Here is a 14,859-nt window from a genome sequence, read left to right on the forward strand (position 1 = left end):
CAGCCTTCGCAGGCGGCTGGCGGTCGCGCGCGTGCGCATCCTCCTCTGACCAAGACGGGCCGTCGGCTGGCCCACGCTTGCCGCAACCTGCCACCTGTCACTGAGTTGAATAGAAAAAGGGCGGCGGACCCGAAAGTCCGCCGCCCCAATCTGACAATCTGACGTCGCTTAGAAGCGAGCGGTCAGACCGACGAAATAACGACGACCCAGGATGTCATAGGTCGACGGGTCGGTGTTCGCCTGAATGCCAGGGTTCCACGTGCGCGGCTCCTGGTCGGCGATGTTGTTGACGCCCGCGCGCAGCGACACGGTGTCGTTGACCGCCCAGGTTCCGCTCAGGTCGAAGTAGTGGATCGGCTCCAGAACGTTGTCCGAACCATAGACGGTCATCTCGCCAACCCGACGCCAGCGCGCCGTCGCCGTGAACGGACCATGAGCCCAGTTCACCGAAACCAGCGACTTCCATTCCGGGAAGGTGTTGCCGAAATCGTCCGAGATCGTGCCCTTGCGGTCCGTGAAGGAGCCGCCGGCCACGATGCTGTCTTCGCGTTCAGCCAGCCAGCCGACCACGGCGTTGACGCCCAGGGTGCCCCAATCCGGCGCACCGACGTCCACCAGATCGATGCTCCAGTCGACTTGCAGGTCGACGCCCGAAGTCTTCAGGACGCCCAGGTTGTCCAGGTTTTCGATCGCATCGATGATCGAGCCGTTGTCCGGGTCGCGCGAGAACAGCTGGCAGTAGGAGTTGTTCGGATCATAGTCCGGGTTTTCACCCGTGCCGTTGAAGCAGCCGTTCAGGGCGTCAGAGATCGAGATCTCCGAGATCACGTCTTCGATTTCGATGCTGTAGTAGTCCAGCGATGCCGACAGACGCGACAGCCAGGGCGACTGGAACTGCGACTGGTAAACCAGACCGACCGAGAAGGAGTCAGCGGTTTCTTCTTCCAGGTTGATGTTGCCGCCCGAGAAGCCGTTCACCTGATCGTTGGCGAAGTCATAGGTGTCGATGACGACGGGCGAGATGCCCTGCGCCAGGCAGAGCGCCTTGACCTTGGCCGCATCCGGACCATTGCGGAAGAAGCCGTTGACATCGCAGGGGTCGCCGCCCGGCGCGTTGGCGCTGGCATCGCCGATCGCCGGGAAGTTCACGTTCGCCGGCGAGAACAGTTCACCGATCGAAGGCGCACGCACAGCGCGGTTGTAACCGCCGCGAACGCGCAGACCGTCCACGATGGTCCAGTCCAGGTCAGCGCGGTAGGCCGTCGTGCCGCCAACCGAGCTGTAGTCCGAGTAGCGATAGCCGAGCGTCAGATCGAGCGCCTGAATGAAGGGCAGATCCGACAGAATCGGGATCAGCGCTTCACCGAACAGGTCGACGGTGTTGACGCTGCCGTTGACCGAGTCAGCGCCGTTGAAGCCGGCGATTTCCACGCCGCCGATGGTGCCGCCGTCGGGGTTGCCGTTGATGTCGAGGTGAGGCGTACGCGGGTTCATGCGAGCCAGCGACGGGTCAGCAGCGTAGCTGAAGGTGTTTTCGCGATACTGGACGCCCAGGGCGACGCGAACTTCACCAGCCGGCAGGTCGAAAGCCTTGCCTTGCAGGGTGCCTTCAATAACGCTTTGCTCGACCGTGGTGATCGTGCGCGACGTACGGCCGATGTAGGACAGGCACTCAGCCGAGACGCCGTTGTCGCCGAACGGGTTGAAGCCGCCTTCACAGATGCTGACGCCGCCGTCCGGTGCATCCAGCAGTTCCTGGACCGAAGAACGCGACACGTTGCCGGTCTGGGTCTCGATGTTGCTGACGCGGCCGTATTGGGCATACAGGTCGTAGGTCCAGGAGCTCTTCGGCACCTGACCGCGAATGCCGCCCGTCAGTTGATAGACGCTGTAATCGTACTCAGCGTGACGGCCGCCCAGGTCGGTGAAGCGCTTGTTGAGCTGGAACGAGGCGTTCGGGTTAGCACGCGAGTTCAGGAAGGCCTTCAGGTCGGCCGGGATGAACGGGTTGGTCGACGGGGCGCGGAAACCGGTCGTCGAAGCCGCCGGCGTCGCCGCCAGTTCTTGGCTGGCCGTGTACTGGTTGAACAGGGCGTCGCCATAGAACTCGACGTTGTCGTTCAACGTGTAACGGGCGCTCGAGAAGACGTTCCAGCGCTCCATCGGCAGCGACAGGTAGTTCAGCGCGCCGGTGTTGAAGGCGTAGTTGCCGCCCGGCGTGACGAAGCCGTCCCACTGGATGCCGCCCGGGCTCTTGAAGTTAAGCGTCCGCGTGTGGCTGAAGATGGTGCCGTCGTTGTTGAAGCCGAAGGCGCCGTTCAGCGGCAGGGTCGTGTCGCCGAAGTAGGCGCGAACGACGTCAGCGTCAGGCAGGTTGGTGCTGTCGAAGACGGCCGAACCCAGCGGGGTGGTGCCCGAGGCGCCCGAAACAGCCGAGAACTCACGCGCCGAGTTGTAGATCAGCTCGCGGGTCGAGCGGTTGATCGAGATCACCGCATTACCCTTGTCGTCGGCGAAGTTGCCGCCAACCGTCAAGGTGTAGCTCTGGGTCGTGCCGTCGTCGCGGTCGGTCTGACCGTACTGGGCGTCGATCTGAGCGCCTTCGAAGCGGTCGTTCAGGATGAAGTTGGCCACGCCGGCGATGGCGTCCGAACCATAGGCGGCCGAGGCGCCGCCCGAGATGGTTTCAACGTTACGGATCAGGGCGGTCGGGATCAGGTTGACGTCGGCCGAACCATCGCTGTTCGACGGCACCAGACGACGGCCGTTCACCAGAACCAGGGTCCGCTTGGGCGTCAGGCTGCGCAGGTCAAGGTTGGCCTGACCGCCGTTCGACGGGTTGTTCGAGGTCGACGAAATCGACGGGGTGAACTGCGGCAGATCGTTCATCAGGCTGTCGATGGTCACCGACCCGGTCGCCTGGATGTCCTGAGCGTCAACGGTGACGATCGGGCTGCTGGAACGATAGTCCTGACGCGCGATGCGCGAACCGGTGACGACGATTTCGTCGATCTGGGTCGCTTCTCCGGTTTGCTCTTGTGCAATGGCCGGCATGGCGAAACCGGCCAGAGCCGCGCCTGCGATCATCGTCGTCGCGAGCCAACGCTCGCGCTTATCGATCAACTTCAAGGTTTAATCCTCCAAATGCGGGGTGGCACAGTCGAGATAGTCACCTGTTCCCGCTCCCCATCCTAAATCTGCCGCCGCCGACTCGAGCGAAGCGTAGATTGACCGAACTCATACGCTGCCCCGCGCCACTTCACCGCTGAAAACGGCGAGGAGTAATCAGATGGGCACGACAATGTCGCAAAATCGCCACGGTATGACTGCGCCAAGAGGCGTTAAACTTGCTCAACCGCTCAATCTGAAATAGTCGTTACTGCGAGGAAGTCACCAAATGAGAGCAATTCGTTCCGCATACCTCTGTTTTGCCGTATCTTTTTTCAGCGTGACAGCAGTGTCAGCGCAAGATTTTTCCCAGCCCCGCGCACCGGCCCTTCAGAGCCTCATGGAGTGCCGCTCGATCGCCGATTCCGGCGCGCGCCTGAACTGTTTCGACTCTGCTACAGCCTCCCTCGAGACAGCCGAGCGGCAGGGCGAAGTGGTGGTGGTGGAACGTCAACGACTTCAGGAAGCGCGACGAGCCATCTTCGGTTTCACCGCCCCCCAACTGCCCGACTTCATCACAGGCGACAGGCAGGATCAGATCGAGTCGATTGAAACGACTCTTGTCAGCGCGACCCAGAACAATGGCTGGACCCTCCATCTGGCCGACGGCTCCGTCTGGAAACAGGTTGACGCCATGCCGGTCAGTTTCAGGGTAAAGGAAGGAACTCCCGTGCGGGTGCGCCGGGCCGCCATGGGCAGTTATCTTCTGGCCGTCGGACGCAGCCCCGCCATGCGCGTAAGAAGGCAATGATGATGACCACCGCACAACTCGCCCCCGGCGTCTGGATCTCTGGACAGGTGCGCGCCGAGGAGCTGGCCTCGGCCTGCCGCGCGATCGGCGCCCGCAGAGTGATCAACAACCGCCCCGACCATGAAGAGCCCGGCCAGCCGACCAGCGCCGAAATGCAGGCGGCGGCCGAGGCGGCGGGCCTGGACTATGTCGAGGCCCCGGTCAGCGGCATGCCGGATCCGGTCACGACGGCGCGCGTCGGCGAATGCCTGGCGGATCAGACCCCGACCCTGCTCTTCTGTCGCTCGGGCATGCGCTCGGCGGCGATCTGGGCCATGGCCGAACGCGCACGCGGGGCCGACGCCGACACGCTGCGCGCCCAGGCGGCGGCGGCCGGCTACGACCTCAGCCGTCTGCCGCTTTAACGGACGACGGCGACGCGGGCGGCATAGGGCGTGGCTGGCTCCGGCGTGCAGGAGGCCACGGCTGCCTGCGCCGCCACGAGACAGGCCAGGACGGCGACCATGGCCCAAGCCCGATTTGGCACAGGAAAAACAGCGGTTCGGATCACGGCGACGGCTCCCGAATAGGTTACAGGCGTTGAACGCAAGGTCGGCGCCGCGCCGATCGCCGCCGCTCGCCGCCTGCACCGCCCACCAAGGACGCCCGCCTGTGATCCCCTATGTCCGCCAGTTCGACTTCACCTATGGCCATCGTGACCAGGTCTCGCCGCTGATCCAGCGGGTCATCGCCGATAATCCGGGGCCGTTCACCTTCACCGGCACCGGAACCTATATCGTCGGGCGCGACATGCCGGGCGCCAGCGTGGCGGTGATCGACCCCGGCCCCGAGGACGAGGCCCACCTGCACGCCCTGCTGCGCGCGGTGAAGGGCCGGACCGTCAGCCATATCCTGGTGACCCACACCCACCGCGACCACGCCCCCCTGGCCCGCCCCATCGCCGAGGCGGTCGGCGGGCCCCCGATCCTGGCCGCCCGCCCCCCGGCGCGGATCACCCACGCCTCAGCCGCCCTGGATGAGGACGACGACGCCGACTTCGCGCCAGACATCGTCTTGACGGGGGGCGAGATGATCGAGGGCGACGGCTGGACGATCGAGGCTCTGGCCACGCCGGGTCACGCCTCCAACCACATGGCCTTCGTTCTGAGAGACGAGAACGCCCTGTTCAGCGGCGATCACGTCATGGGCTGGTCGACCACGGTCGTCGCCCCGCCCGACGGCGACATGGCGGCCTATATGGACAGTCTGGAGCGGGTGCTGGCGCGCGGCTTCTCGACCATCTGGCCGACACACGGCCCGGCCATCACCCAGGTCGCGCCCTTCCTGAAGGCCTATCGCGATCACCGGCTGGAACGAGAGGCGCAGATCCTGGCCCGGCTGGCGGCGGGCGATGCGACCATCGCGGACATGGTCCCGGCCCTCTACGCCGCGGTGGATCAGCGCCTATGGCCGGCGGCCAGCCTGTCGGTGCTGTCGCATCTGATCAAGCTGGCGAGAGAAGGGCGCGTCGCCGCCGATCCCGAACCGACGATGGCCGCGCGCTACGGGCTGGTCGACTAGGACTGCAATTCGGTCATGACCGCGCGGGCCAGGCGGCAAGCTTCGTCGCCGACCATGACGCCTTCACGCTGGGCCACGCGGACGTCGGTGCGGCCCGGACGGATGCGGATGGCGGCGTCATAGGTCACACCGAACCAGAAGCCCTCCTTGGCCCCGTCCGCCCGGAAGGGCGCCGCGCCGCGCACGGTAAAGCCCGCCGCCGACAGCGCCGCCGCCGCCGTTTCCGGCGCGACCTGACGCGACACCGAGACCAGACCGGGACAGGCGACCGACGCGCTTGCCTCCCCCTGCCCGCCGCGCATGGCCAGCACCGCGCGCGAGAAAGCCGGCGCCTCGGCGGCGTCGGTCGTGACGTCGTTGGCGGCAGGAACGGCGAACCGCTGTCCCTGAACCGCAAACAGGGCCACGGTCGCGCCCGCCACCACCAGCGACACAGCCGCATAGAGCCCGCGACGCCGCATGTCCTTGAACGCGATCAGCACCGCGACCAGGGCCGCCGCCAGACCCGCAAAGGCCAGGATGCGGGCGATCTTCAGCGTCAGGATCTCCAGGCCGAAGCTCGCGCTCCACAGGCCGAACCGGGTCCCAAAGACCGCGATCAACACCAGCAGAGGCGCCAGGCACGCCGCCAGGGTCAGCCAGCGCAGACGGATCTCCGCCGCGCGCGCCTGGGTCCGGGTCGGTTCAGCCATGCGGCCCTCCTGAAAGATCAGCCTGCGGTCGGCAGACGATAATCCTTCATCTGCTCGCGCAGCAGCTTCTTGTCGATCTTGCCCGTGGCGCCCAGCGGAATATCGGCCATGAAGACCACATCGTCGGGCATCCACCACTTGGCGATCTTGCCCTGCAGGAAGTCCAGATGTTCCTGCTTGTTCTCGGTCTCGCCGTCCTTGAGCTTGATCAGCAGGACCGGCCGCTCGTCCCATTTCGGATGGGCCGCGCCGATGACGGCGGCCAGGGCGACCTTGGGATGGCCGACCGCCAGGTTCTCGATCTCGATGGAGCTGATCCATTCGCCGCCGGACTTGATGACGTCCTTGGCCCGGTCAGTGATCTGCATGAAGCCGTGATCGTCAATGGTCGAGACATCGCCGGTGTCGAAGAAGCCCTCGTTGTCCAGGATCTCGCCGCCCTCGTCGCGGAAGTAGGCGCGGGCGATGGTCGGGCCCTTGATCATCAGTCGGCCATAGGTCGAGCCGTCGTGCGGCATCTCCTGACCGGCGTAGTTCTTCAGCTTCAGCTCGACGCCCAGCGGCGGCGTGCCCTGCTTGACCCGCCATTTCAACTGCTCCTCGAACGGCAGGGCGGCCAGTTCCGGCGTCATATTGGACAGAGTGCCGATGGGCGAGGTCTCGGTCATGCCCCAGCCCTGCAACACCTCGACGCCGAACTCGTCGTTGAAGGCGCGGATCATGCTTTCCGGCACGGCGGCGCCGCCGATCAGCACGCGCGTCACGGTCGAGAGCTTCAGCTTGTTCTCGCGCAGGTGGTTCAGCAGCCCCTGCCAGACGGTCGGCACGGCGGCCGAGAAGGTGACGCCCTCGGTCTCCAGCAGTTCATAGATAGCCGGGCCGTCCATGCGGGCGCCGGGCATGACCAGCTTGGACCCCGCCGCAGGCCCGCCGAAGGCGATGCCCCAGGCGTTGGCGTGGAACATGGGCACCACCGGCAGGATGACTTCCTTGGGCGTCGCGCCCAGGACGGTCGACTGCAGACCCAGCAGGGTATGGATGAAGTTCGAGCGGTGCGAATAAAGCACCCCCTTGGGGTTTCCCGTCGTGCCCGAGGTGTAGCACAGGCCGCAGGCCGTCTGTTCGTCGAAGCCGCCCCATTCCACGTCTTCCGACGACTGCTCCAGCACGGTCTCATAGCAGTCGATCACCGGCAGCTTGGTCTGCGGCATGTGGTCGGGATCGGTCATGATCACGACGCGCTCGACCGATGGGCAGTGCGGCAGGATGGCGTCCAGCAAAGGCACGAAGGTCAGATCGACGAAGATGATCCGATCGCCCGCGTGGTTGATGATATAAACCAGTTGTTCCGGGAACAGGCGCGGATTCAGGGTGTGGCACACGGCGCCGATGCCCATGATGCCGTACCAGGTCTCGATGTGGTCTGAGGTGTTCCAGGCCAGGGTGGCGACACGGTCGCCCGGATGCACGCCCCAGGCCTTCAGCGCGTTCGACACCCGCTTGGCGCGACCATGAATGGCCCCATAGGTGGTGCGCTCGATCGGCCCCTCGACGGAGCGAGTCACGACCTCGCGGTTCGGGTGCCAATTCTTGGCGTGATCGAGAATCTTGTCGACCGTCAGCGGCCAGTCCTGCATCAAACCCAGCATCGCATTCCCTCGTCTTGCACCCTCTAAAACGTGGCGCTTTTCCAGACGCTATCGAGGTAAATGGCGATAAGCAACGTGCCGTTAGGGAAACAAGGTCGCAGTCTCGACCCTGGCATTTCACCGCGCCCTGCATGAATTCGCCGTCGGTTCCGACGCCCCGGAAACCTCGCGCTTCGCCCTTCTACGACATGGTCAATCGCACCTCGGCCGCCTAGAAAGCCGCCGGAACAGCCGGAGACCGCCCATGACCATTCTCATCGCCATCACCGGGGGCTCCGGCTCCGGCAAGAGCACCCTGGCCGAGGCCCTGGTCGCCTCCCTGCCCGCCGGTGTCGCCGTGCTGATGCGCGAGGACTCCTATTATCTGGATGCCGCCAGCGTGCCGGGCTTCGACGCTGACACCCACGACTTCGACGACGTGGCCGCGCGCGATCACGACCTGCTGATCGAGCACCTGTCGCAGTTGAAGGCCGGGCGTCCGGTCGTGGCCCCCCTCTATTCCTTTATTCACCACGGCCGCGATCCGGGCGGCGAACCCATCCCCGCGGCCGAAGTGGTGGTGGTCGAAGGCGCCCATGTCCTATGCACCCCCGCTCTGACGGCCCTGTTCGACCTCAAGGTCTTCGTCGACACCCCGGCCGACATCCGCTTCATCCGCCGCCTGCTGCGCGATCAGACCGAGCGCGGGCGCACCGCCGAATCCGTCATCCACCAGTATCTGCTGACCGTTCGCCCCGGACACGAACGCTGGACCGAGCCCTCGCGCACCCACGCCGACTTCATCGTCGCCGACGCCACGGCGGCGGTGCGGCTGGAAGATCCCCAGGCGGTCGTTCGTCTGGCCGCGCCGGTCCTGGCCCATCCGCTTCTAGCGACTTGGCATCGCTAGTTGATTTGCATTCGCAAAACTATGTTACATGTTGCAATCAAGGCATTTTAAAGGCACGTTATCCATACTCTTTCCGGGTATGTACTGATGACCGCACTGGTCCACGATCTCGACGATCCTCGGCGCTCCGCCATTGTGCGACAGGCGCGATTACACTTCATCAACGAGGGTTATGCCGGCACGCGCATGGAGCCTATCGCGCGAGAGGCGGGGGTTTCGACCGCGACACTTTACGCCTTCTTCGACAGCAAGGCCGTCCTGTTTGAAGCGGTGATCGACAATGCTTCCGAAGACTTCGCCAGTCACATGGCGGCGGTGCACACGACGTCGGGCACGCCGCGCGAACGCCTGAACGAATTCATCGGCGGCTATGCCGAATTCATGAGCAACAGCTTCGTCCGATCGGTCTTTCGGTTGGTCCTGGCCGAGCGGCCTCGATTCGAGGCGATCGCCATGCGCTTCTTCGAACGCGGCCGTTCCGATTTCGGCGCCATCCTGATCGGCATGCTGGTCGAGATGACGGCCGCCGGACAGATGAAGGTGGACAAGCCCTCCTGGGCCGCCGGCCAGTTGATGGGCATGATCGAGCACCCGGTCTTCTTCGTCCCCCTGGTGACCGGCGACGACGTCGTAGCCGAACGGACGCCCCGCGCCATCGCCGAGGATGCGGTCGAAACCTTCCTGGCCCGCTACGCGGTCTAGCGTCCCCGCCTAGGGCCAGAGGCGCGTCCGCAGCCAGGCGTCGCCGTCGCGGTCAAAACGCAAACGATCATGCAGCCGGAAGGCGCGATCGCGCCAGAACTCGATCTGTTGCGGCACGACCCGCCAGCCGCTCCAGTGATCGGGGCGCGGCACGTCCTGCCCGTCGAAACCCGCCGCCTGCTCGGCCACGCGCGCCTCCAGCACGGCGCGGCTGTCCAGCGGTCGCGACTGGTCCGAGGCCCAGGCGCCGATACGGCTTTCGCGCGCCCGGCTGGCGAAATAGGCGTCCGCCTCGGCGGAACTGACGGGTTCGACCACGCCGCGCACCCGAACCTGACGGCGCAGGCTCTTCCAGTGAAAGACCAGGGCCGCCGCCGGATGGGCCCAAAGCTGCTCGCCCTTGGCGCTCTCCTGATTGGAGAAGAAGGTGAAGCCGCGCGCATCCACATCCTTCAGCAGGACAATGCGCGCGTCCGGCATCCCCTCGGCGTCCAGCGTCGCCAGAGTCATGGCGTTGGCGTCGTTCGGCTCGGCCGCCTTGGCCGCCTCCAGCCACTCGGCGAACAGGCCGAAAGGCTCCGAACGCTCGAACATGGTCTCATCCGCATTGGCCGCCAGTTGCGCGGCATAGTCCTGGGCAGACGGGCTGGGCGGGATCAAGGGCTGGGTCATGGCTGATTCTCTACACCCGCATTTCCCCTACGTCATCAGCTGTGGACTAGGGCTCAACGGCAAGCTTCACCATAAGCTGAAATTTTCCTTTCCGTCGACAGGGTTAACCCGGCCTTGACCATATTGGCCCGAGGCTAACCTCATGCGCACGGACACCCTCACTCTTGAAAACGCCCGGTCGCTTCTGGGCCTGACCGGCCCGGTCGGCGCCGAGGGCCTGGTCGCGGCCTTCCGCGTGGCGGTCAAGGCCGCGCGCCCCGACGCGCCCGGCGGCGACGCCGAGACGTTCCGCCGCGTCATCGCCGCCTATCGCCTGTTGCAGGCCCAGACCCTGGCCCTGCCCGCGCCCACGAACGCAAGACCTTTCGTTCAGCCGCCCGCCCCCGCGCCGCTTCTGACCCTGACGCCCATGCAGGCAATCAGCGGCGGTTGCGTTCGCGTGGTGGTTGGCGCTCGCACCCTGCTGGTCCACGCTCCGCCCGGCGTTCGCACCGGCGATAAAATCCGGCTGAAGCGCGGCGGCGGCGACGGGGCCGACCTGCTGTTGCCCGTCCTGATCCGCCCCGCCGACGGCCTGTCGGTTCTGGGCGGCGATCTGTTCATGACCTGGGCCGTGCCGCAGCGGATGATGGACGACGGCGGCCGTATCGAGATCATGACCCACGCCGGTCTGCGCTCGTCCTGGCTGGTGCCCGACATGGTCGAACCGGTGCGTCTGCGCCTCAAGGGCCTCGGCCTGCCCGCGCGTGGCAAGCGCCCCGCCGGCGACCTGTTCGTCAAGCTGGAGGCCTCGGCCGACCTGCCCTCGGCCGCAGAAGACCTGCTGCTTCGCTTCACGCGGGTCTGGACGCCGGAGCGCATCGCGGCTTAAGCGGTAAGCCATGTCGCACAATACCTTCGGTCATCTGTTCCGCGTCACCACCTGGGGCGAAAGCCACGGCCCGGCCATCGGCTGCGTCGTCGACGGCTGCCCGCCGCTGATCCCGCTGACCGAGGCCGACATCCAGCCCCTGCTCGACCTGAGGAAGCCCGGCGGCAGCCGCTTCGTCACCCAGCGGCAGGAGGCCGATCAGGTCCGCATCCTGTCCGGCGTCTTCGACGACGGAAACGGCCCGGTCACCACTGGCACGCCCATCAGTCTGATGATCGAGAACACCGACCAGCGCTCCAAGGATTACGGCGAGATCGCCCGCGCCTTCCGCCCCGGCCACGCCGACTACGCCTATCAGGCCAAGTACGGCGTGCGCGACCACCGCGGCGGCGGGCGTTCGTCCGCCCGCGAAACGGCAAGCCGCGTCGCCGCGGGCGCCGTGGCCCGCAAGGTCCTGGGCGAAAACATCCGCATCCGCGCCGGCGTGGTCCAGATCGGCCCCCACCGCATCCCTGACGACGCGATCGACTTCGACGCCGTCTATGACAACGCCCTGTTCGCCGCCTCGGCCGAGGTCGTCCCTGCGTGGGAGACCTATCTGGACGGCGTCCGCAAGGCCGGCTCCTCCATCGGCGCCGTCGTGGCGCTGGAGGTCACAGGCGTTCCCGCCGGCTGGGGCGCGCCGCTCTACGCCAAGCTGGACGCCGAACTGGCCTCGGGCCTCATGTCCATCAACGCCGTCAAGGGCGTCGAGATCGGTGCGGGCTTCGGCGCCGCCGAACTGTCGGGCGAGGACAACGCCGACGAAATGCGCCTGGGCGACGACGGCCTGCCGGTCTTCCTGTCGAACAAGGCGGGCGGGGTCCTGGGCGGCATCTCCACCGGCCAGCCGCTGACGGCGCGGGTGGCGTTCAAGCCCACCTCCTCCATCCTGACCATGCGCCAGACCATCAACCGTGACGGCGCCGAAGTCGATCTGCGCACCAAGGGCCGCCACGACCCCTGCGTCGCCCTGCGCGGCGTCCCTGTGGTCGAGGCCATGGCCGCCATCGTCCTGGCCGACGCCATGCTGCGGCATAGGGCGCAGGTGGGGTGAGGCCCCACAGCCGTCATCCCGGACGGCCGACAGGCCGATCCGGGACCCAGACGCCAAATCCCGCCCGGCCCTGCCCATACAGACCGCCTGGGTTCCGGGTTCGCTCTGCGAGCGCCCCGGAATGACGGCGTGAAACAACACCCCTTTTCGCAACAGTCATTGTTACCTATATAGGTCTCGAACGGCGCGGCATAGGCTGCAGCCACAGGGAGACCGCACCATGATCGACGTCAGACCTTTCAACACCCTCGGCGGCGCCAACCACGGCTGGCTGAACGCCAGGCACCACTTCTCGTTCGCCAACTATTACGATCCCAAGCGCATGGGCTGGGGCCGTCTGCGCGTCTGGAACGACGACGAGATCGGCGCCCGCTCGGGCTTCCCTCCCCACCCCCACGCCGACATGGAGATCATCACCTATGTCCGCGCCGGCGCCGTCACCCACGAGGACTCGATGGGCAACAAGGGCCGCACCGGCGCGGGCGACGTTCAGGTGATGAGCGCCGGCACGGGCGTGCGTCACTCCGAGTTCAACCTCGAGAACGAGACGACCACCCTGTTCCAGATCTGGATCGAGACGGACAAGCCGGGCGCTCCGCCGTCCTGGGGCCAGCGCGACTTCCCCAAGAGCGACCGCTCGGGCCGCTTCACCGTCGTCGCCTCGGGCGATCCGGCGGACGAGGCCCTGACGATCAACGCCGACGCCAAGGTTCTGGCCGCGACGCTGAAGGCGGGCGAGAGCCTGACCTATGACCTGGCCGCCGGTCGCCGCGCCTATCTGGTCCCCGCCGTCGGTCGCGTGGACGTCAACGGCACCGCTCTGAACGCCCGCGACGGCGCCGGCATCGTTGACGAGGCCGTCATCACCATCACGGCCAGCGAAGACGCTGAACTGGTCATGGTCGACAGTTTGTAACCCTCTCCGTCATCCCGGAAACGGCGCAAGCCGTTATCCGGGATCCAGACGTCGGCTCTTGTCGCCCCTCAGCCTCCACCACCTGGGTCCCGGGTTCCGCTTCGCGGCCCCGGGATGACGGCAGAAGGATGCGGGTCATGATCCCGCCGTCAGCCTCTGTTCACTTCCGTCGCACAGAATGGGCGCCTCGGGAGATTATCATGACCAAGTCCTTCACGCGGGCGACCGCCCTTCTGGCCGTCGTCGGCGGCTCGCTGTTGCTGCAGGGGTGCGTCGTCGGGGCCGTGGTCGGCGCCGGCGCAGCCGTCGTCGGCGGCACGGCCAAGGCGACGGGTGCGGTCGTCGGGGCCGGCTTCGACGCCGTCACCACCTCGGACGAGGAAACCAAGGCCAAGCGCGAGCGTGAACAGCGTGAACACGAACGCGAACAGCGCCGCTGCGAGCAACGCCAGCGCCAGGGCAAGGACTGCTAGCAAGGACGGCTAAGGCCGCTCACGCGCCAACCGGCCCTGTCGAACTGCGCCATTCTCGTCCAGGGTGCGCCTTCCTCCCCTGACGAGCCCGCCATGCAGATCGCCATCCTGACCCTCGACGGCTTCAACGAGCTGGACAGCTTCATCGCCGCGGGCATCCTGAACCGGATGAAATCGCAGGGCTGGGCGGCGCACATCACCTGCCCCACGCCCGAAGTTACTTCGATGGCCGGCGTCACCATCCAGCGCCAGAAGCCGCTGGAATTCCTGGCCGAGGCCGACGCCGTCCTGATCGGCAGCGGGATCAAGACCCGCGACTACGCCGCCGACCCCGCCTTCCTGTCGCGCCTGAAACTGGACCCGTCGCGCCAGCTGATCGGCGCCCAGTGTTCAGGCACATTGCTGCTGGCCAAGCTGGGCCTGATCGGCAACCTGCCCGCCTGCACAGACCTGACCACCAAGCCCTGGGTCATCGAGGCCGGCGTCAATGTCGTGGACGCCCCCTTCGTCGCCCACGGCAATGTCGCCACGGCCGGCGGTTGCCTCGCCTCCCAATACCTCGCCGCCTGGATGATCGCCCGCCTGGCCACGGTTCAAGACGCCGAAGACGCCATCCACTACGTCGCCCCCGTGGGCGAGAAGGCGGAATACGTCGCGCGCGCGATGGCGGCGGTGGGGCCGTATCTAGCGGATGGCGCGACGCTGGCGGCCTAGGTCTGCATTCGCCCCGATAGCAACGTTCCCTACTTATCGCTAAGTTGGACGCGCAGGCGAACAGGGGCGCAAATGGATTGGGAGAGATCGCAGTTAAGTGCTGAGTCTCTAGAAGAGCGCCTAAACGCGCTTCCGGAGCTTTTTGGCCCGCTAAAAAAAGTGATGCTTGCTGCAGGAGCCTCGGGGGCTTGGATTGAAGGTAAAGGCAACGGCCCGCTCCTGGCCGGGCCGCGCCCCGACCTGGGCACACACGCATACGACATTGTTCTTTTTTCGCCGCTGCCGGCCGATGCCCTGGCCGCTTATCAGGCGCTTCATGGCTTCGAATTGTCAGACGCGATCCTGCAACTCCTCCGCCACTTGAATGGCTGCGTCCTATTCGGCCTGAAGCTCTACGGCGTTCCTCCTTCAATGGCGCGAAACCCTCCTCTGCTGGATCGTTCCGGGCGCGCCCCGTTGGACATCGCCAGTGGGCGATTTTGGCGCGTGGGTTACGCCGAAGCGGCTCCCGAAGACACTCTGTTCGCGTCTCGAAATGTCGGAGACAGCGGCCAAGTCGGTTACTTCATGAGCCCTGAAGGGCGCATCTCGGGCCGAGGCAACAGGAGCCCCGAGGCTCCAGAACGTTGCGGCCCATGGACCAACCTAGCGGATTGGCTCGTCGAAGAGTTGGCCTATCTCAGCAACACAAGCATCCGCTAGCCCC

The 14,859-nt window shown here is 66.0% G+C and carries 16 protein-coding genes; 11 read left to right on the plus strand and 5 right to left on the minus strand.

Features of this window, described 5'->3' with window-relative positions; genetic code table 11:
- Positions 1–168: 168 nt before the first annotated feature.
- Positions 169–3,129 carry a TonB-dependent receptor domain-containing protein gene (locus ACR9FL_RS11300; RefSeq protein ID WP_436355648.1) on the minus strand — a complete coding sequence of 987 codons (2,961 nt, stop codon included), beginning with the start codon at positions 3,127–3,129 and terminating at the stop codon, positions 169–171.
- A 268-nt stretch (positions 3,130–3,397) separates the two neighbouring features.
- On the opposite strand from ACR9FL_RS11300, the gene ACR9FL_RS11305 reads away from it, so the two are divergent.
- Both ACR9FL_RS11305 and ACR9FL_RS11310 read left to right on the plus strand, forming a co-directional pair.
- Positions 3,398–3,919 (plus strand): hypothetical protein, encoded by a 522-nt coding sequence (locus ACR9FL_RS11305; RefSeq protein WP_436355649.1) that lies wholly within the window; start codon positions 3,398–3,400, stop codon positions 3,917–3,919.
- Positions 3,919–4,323, plus strand: a complete 405-nt coding sequence (locus ACR9FL_RS11310; RefSeq protein WP_296174323.1) for a TIGR01244 family sulfur transferase — start codon at positions 3,919–3,921, stop codon at positions 4,321–4,323. The genes ACR9FL_RS11305 and ACR9FL_RS11310 overlap by 1 nt, the downstream gene beginning before the upstream one ends.
- Here the strand turns inward: ACR9FL_RS11310 and ACR9FL_RS11315 are convergent.
- The gene (locus ACR9FL_RS11315; RefSeq protein WP_436355650.1) at positions 4,320–4,469 is read right to left on the minus strand and encodes a hypothetical protein; all 150 of its coding nucleotides are present in this window, start codon (positions 4,467–4,469) and stop codon (positions 4,320–4,322) included. The two genes, ACR9FL_RS11310 and ACR9FL_RS11315, sit on opposite strands and share 4 nt — an antisense overlap.
- A gap of 101 nt (positions 4,470–4,570) precedes the next feature.
- Between ACR9FL_RS11315 and ACR9FL_RS11320 the strand changes: the two genes are divergently transcribed.
- Entirely contained in the window at positions 4,571–5,479 is a 909-nt protein-coding gene (locus tag ACR9FL_RS11320) for an MBL fold metallo-hydrolase (protein ID WP_296174321.1), read from the plus strand.
- On the opposite strand, the gene ACR9FL_RS11325 is transcribed toward ACR9FL_RS11320, so the two are convergent.
- Both ACR9FL_RS11325 and ACR9FL_RS11330 read right to left on the minus strand, forming a co-directional pair.
- Positions 5,476–6,171 (minus strand): DUF1499 domain-containing protein, encoded by a 696-nt coding sequence (locus ACR9FL_RS11325; protein WP_436355651.1) that lies wholly within the window; start codon positions 6,169–6,171, stop codon positions 5,476–5,478. The genes ACR9FL_RS11320 and ACR9FL_RS11325 overlap by 4 nt on opposite strands.
- A gap of 17 nt (positions 6,172–6,188) precedes the next feature.
- Entirely contained in the window at positions 6,189–7,820 is a 1,632-nt protein-coding gene (locus ACR9FL_RS11330; RefSeq protein WP_436355652.1) for a long-chain-fatty-acid--CoA ligase, read from the minus strand.
- A 244-nt stretch (positions 7,821–8,064) separates the two neighbouring features.
- Here ACR9FL_RS11330 and udk point away from each other — a divergent pair, with 244 nt between their 5' ends.
- On the plus strand, positions 8,065–8,709 hold the full coding sequence (udk, locus tag ACR9FL_RS11335; protein WP_296174315.1) for a uridine kinase: 645 nt from the start codon (positions 8,065–8,067) through the stop codon (positions 8,707–8,709).
- A gap of 87 nt (positions 8,710–8,796) precedes the next feature.
- Positions 8,797–9,411 carry a TetR/AcrR family transcriptional regulator gene (locus ACR9FL_RS11340; RefSeq protein ID WP_296174313.1) on the plus strand — a complete coding sequence of 205 codons (615 nt, stop codon included), beginning with the start codon at positions 8,797–8,799 and terminating at the stop codon, positions 9,409–9,411.
- Positions 9,412–9,420: 9 nt separating this feature from the next.
- On the opposite strand, the gene pdxH is transcribed toward ACR9FL_RS11340, so the two are convergent.
- On the minus strand, positions 9,421–10,083 hold the full coding sequence (gene pdxH, locus ACR9FL_RS11345; protein ID WP_436355653.1) for a pyridoxamine 5'-phosphate oxidase: 663 nt from the start codon (positions 10,081–10,083) through the stop codon (positions 9,421–9,423).
- A gap of 142 nt (positions 10,084–10,225) precedes the next feature.
- On the opposite strand from pdxH, the gene ACR9FL_RS11350 reads away from it, so the two are divergent.
- The 6 genes from ACR9FL_RS11350 (at position 10,226) to ACR9FL_RS11375 (ending at position 14,855) form a co-directional block, all read left to right on the plus strand.
- Positions 10,226–10,954 carry a DnaJ C-terminal domain-containing protein gene (locus ACR9FL_RS11350; RefSeq protein ID WP_436355654.1) on the plus strand — a complete coding sequence of 243 codons (729 nt, stop codon included), beginning with the start codon at positions 10,226–10,228 and terminating at the stop codon, positions 10,952–10,954.
- Between the two features lie 10 nt (positions 10,955–10,964).
- Positions 10,965–12,050: a chorismate synthase gene (aroC, locus tag ACR9FL_RS11355; protein WP_436355655.1), complete on the plus strand. Its 1,086-nt coding sequence runs from the start codon at positions 10,965–10,967 to the stop codon at positions 12,048–12,050.
- A 220-nt stretch (positions 12,051–12,270) separates the two neighbouring features.
- Positions 12,271–12,966, plus strand: a complete 696-nt coding sequence (locus tag ACR9FL_RS11360; protein ID WP_436355656.1) for a pirin family protein — start codon at positions 12,271–12,273, stop codon at positions 12,964–12,966.
- A 200-nt stretch (positions 12,967–13,166) separates the two neighbouring features.
- Positions 13,167–13,439, plus strand: coding sequence for a hypothetical protein (locus ACR9FL_RS11365; protein WP_296174300.1), 273 nt, complete (start codon positions 13,167–13,169; stop codon positions 13,437–13,439).
- A 93-nt stretch (positions 13,440–13,532) separates the two neighbouring features.
- The gene (locus ACR9FL_RS11370) at positions 13,533–14,153 is read left to right on the plus strand and encodes a DJ-1/PfpI family protein (RefSeq protein ID WP_436355657.1); all 621 of its coding nucleotides are present in this window, start codon (positions 13,533–13,535) and stop codon (positions 14,151–14,153) included.
- A gap of 72 nt (positions 14,154–14,225) precedes the next feature.
- Entirely contained in the window at positions 14,226–14,855 is a 630-nt protein-coding gene (locus ACR9FL_RS11375; protein WP_436355658.1) for a hypothetical protein, read from the plus strand.
- The last annotated feature ends 4 nt before the right edge of the window (positions 14,856–14,859 follow it).

This window comes from Brevundimonas sp. CEF1, assembly GCF_051353055.1.
Taxonomy (GTDB): Bacteria; Pseudomonadota; Alphaproteobacteria; order Caulobacterales; family Caulobacteraceae; genus Brevundimonas.

Excerpts from the sequence above, each read along its gene's own strand:
- ACR9FL_RS11330 (WP_436355652.1), bottom strand. The coding sequence starts at position 7,820 with ATGCTGGGTTTGATGCAGGACTGGCCGCTGACGGTCGACAAGATTCTC.
- pdxH (WP_436355653.1), bottom strand. The coding sequence starts at position 10,083 with ATGACCCAGCCCTTGATCCCGCCCAGCCCGTCTGCCCAGGACTATGCC.
- ACR9FL_RS11350 (WP_436355654.1), top strand. The coding sequence starts at position 10,226 with ATGCGCACGGACACCCTCACTCTTGAAAACGCCCGGTCGCTTCTGGGC.
- udk (WP_296174315.1), top strand. The coding sequence starts at position 8,065 with ATGACCATTCTCATCGCCATCACCGGGGGCTCCGGCTCCGGCAAGAGC.
- ACR9FL_RS11370 (WP_436355657.1), top strand. The coding sequence starts at position 13,533 with ATGCAGATCGCCATCCTGACCCTCGACGGCTTCAACGAGCTGGACAGC.
- ACR9FL_RS11375 (WP_436355658.1), top strand. The coding sequence starts at position 14,226 with ATGGATTGGGAGAGATCGCAGTTAAGTGCTGAGTCTCTAGAAGAGCGC.
- ACR9FL_RS11340 (WP_296174313.1), top strand. The coding sequence starts at position 8,797 with ATGACCGCACTGGTCCACGATCTCGACGATCCTCGGCGCTCCGCCATT.
- ACR9FL_RS11305 (WP_436355649.1), top strand. The coding sequence starts at position 3,398 with ATGAGAGCAATTCGTTCCGCATACCTCTGTTTTGCCGTATCTTTTTTC.
- ACR9FL_RS11325 (WP_436355651.1), bottom strand. The coding sequence starts at position 6,171 with ATGGCTGAACCGACCCGGACCCAGGCGCGCGCGGCGGAGATCCGTCTG.
- ACR9FL_RS11310 (WP_296174323.1), top strand. The coding sequence starts at position 3,919 with ATGATGACCACCGCACAACTCGCCCCCGGCGTCTGGATCTCTGGACAG.
- ACR9FL_RS11360 (WP_436355656.1), top strand. The coding sequence starts at position 12,271 with ATGATCGACGTCAGACCTTTCAACACCCTCGGCGGCGCCAACCACGGC.
- ACR9FL_RS11365 (WP_296174300.1), top strand. The coding sequence starts at position 13,167 with ATGACCAAGTCCTTCACGCGGGCGACCGCCCTTCTGGCCGTCGTCGGC.
- aroC (WP_436355655.1), top strand. The coding sequence starts at position 10,965 with ATGTCGCACAATACCTTCGGTCATCTGTTCCGCGTCACCACCTGGGGC.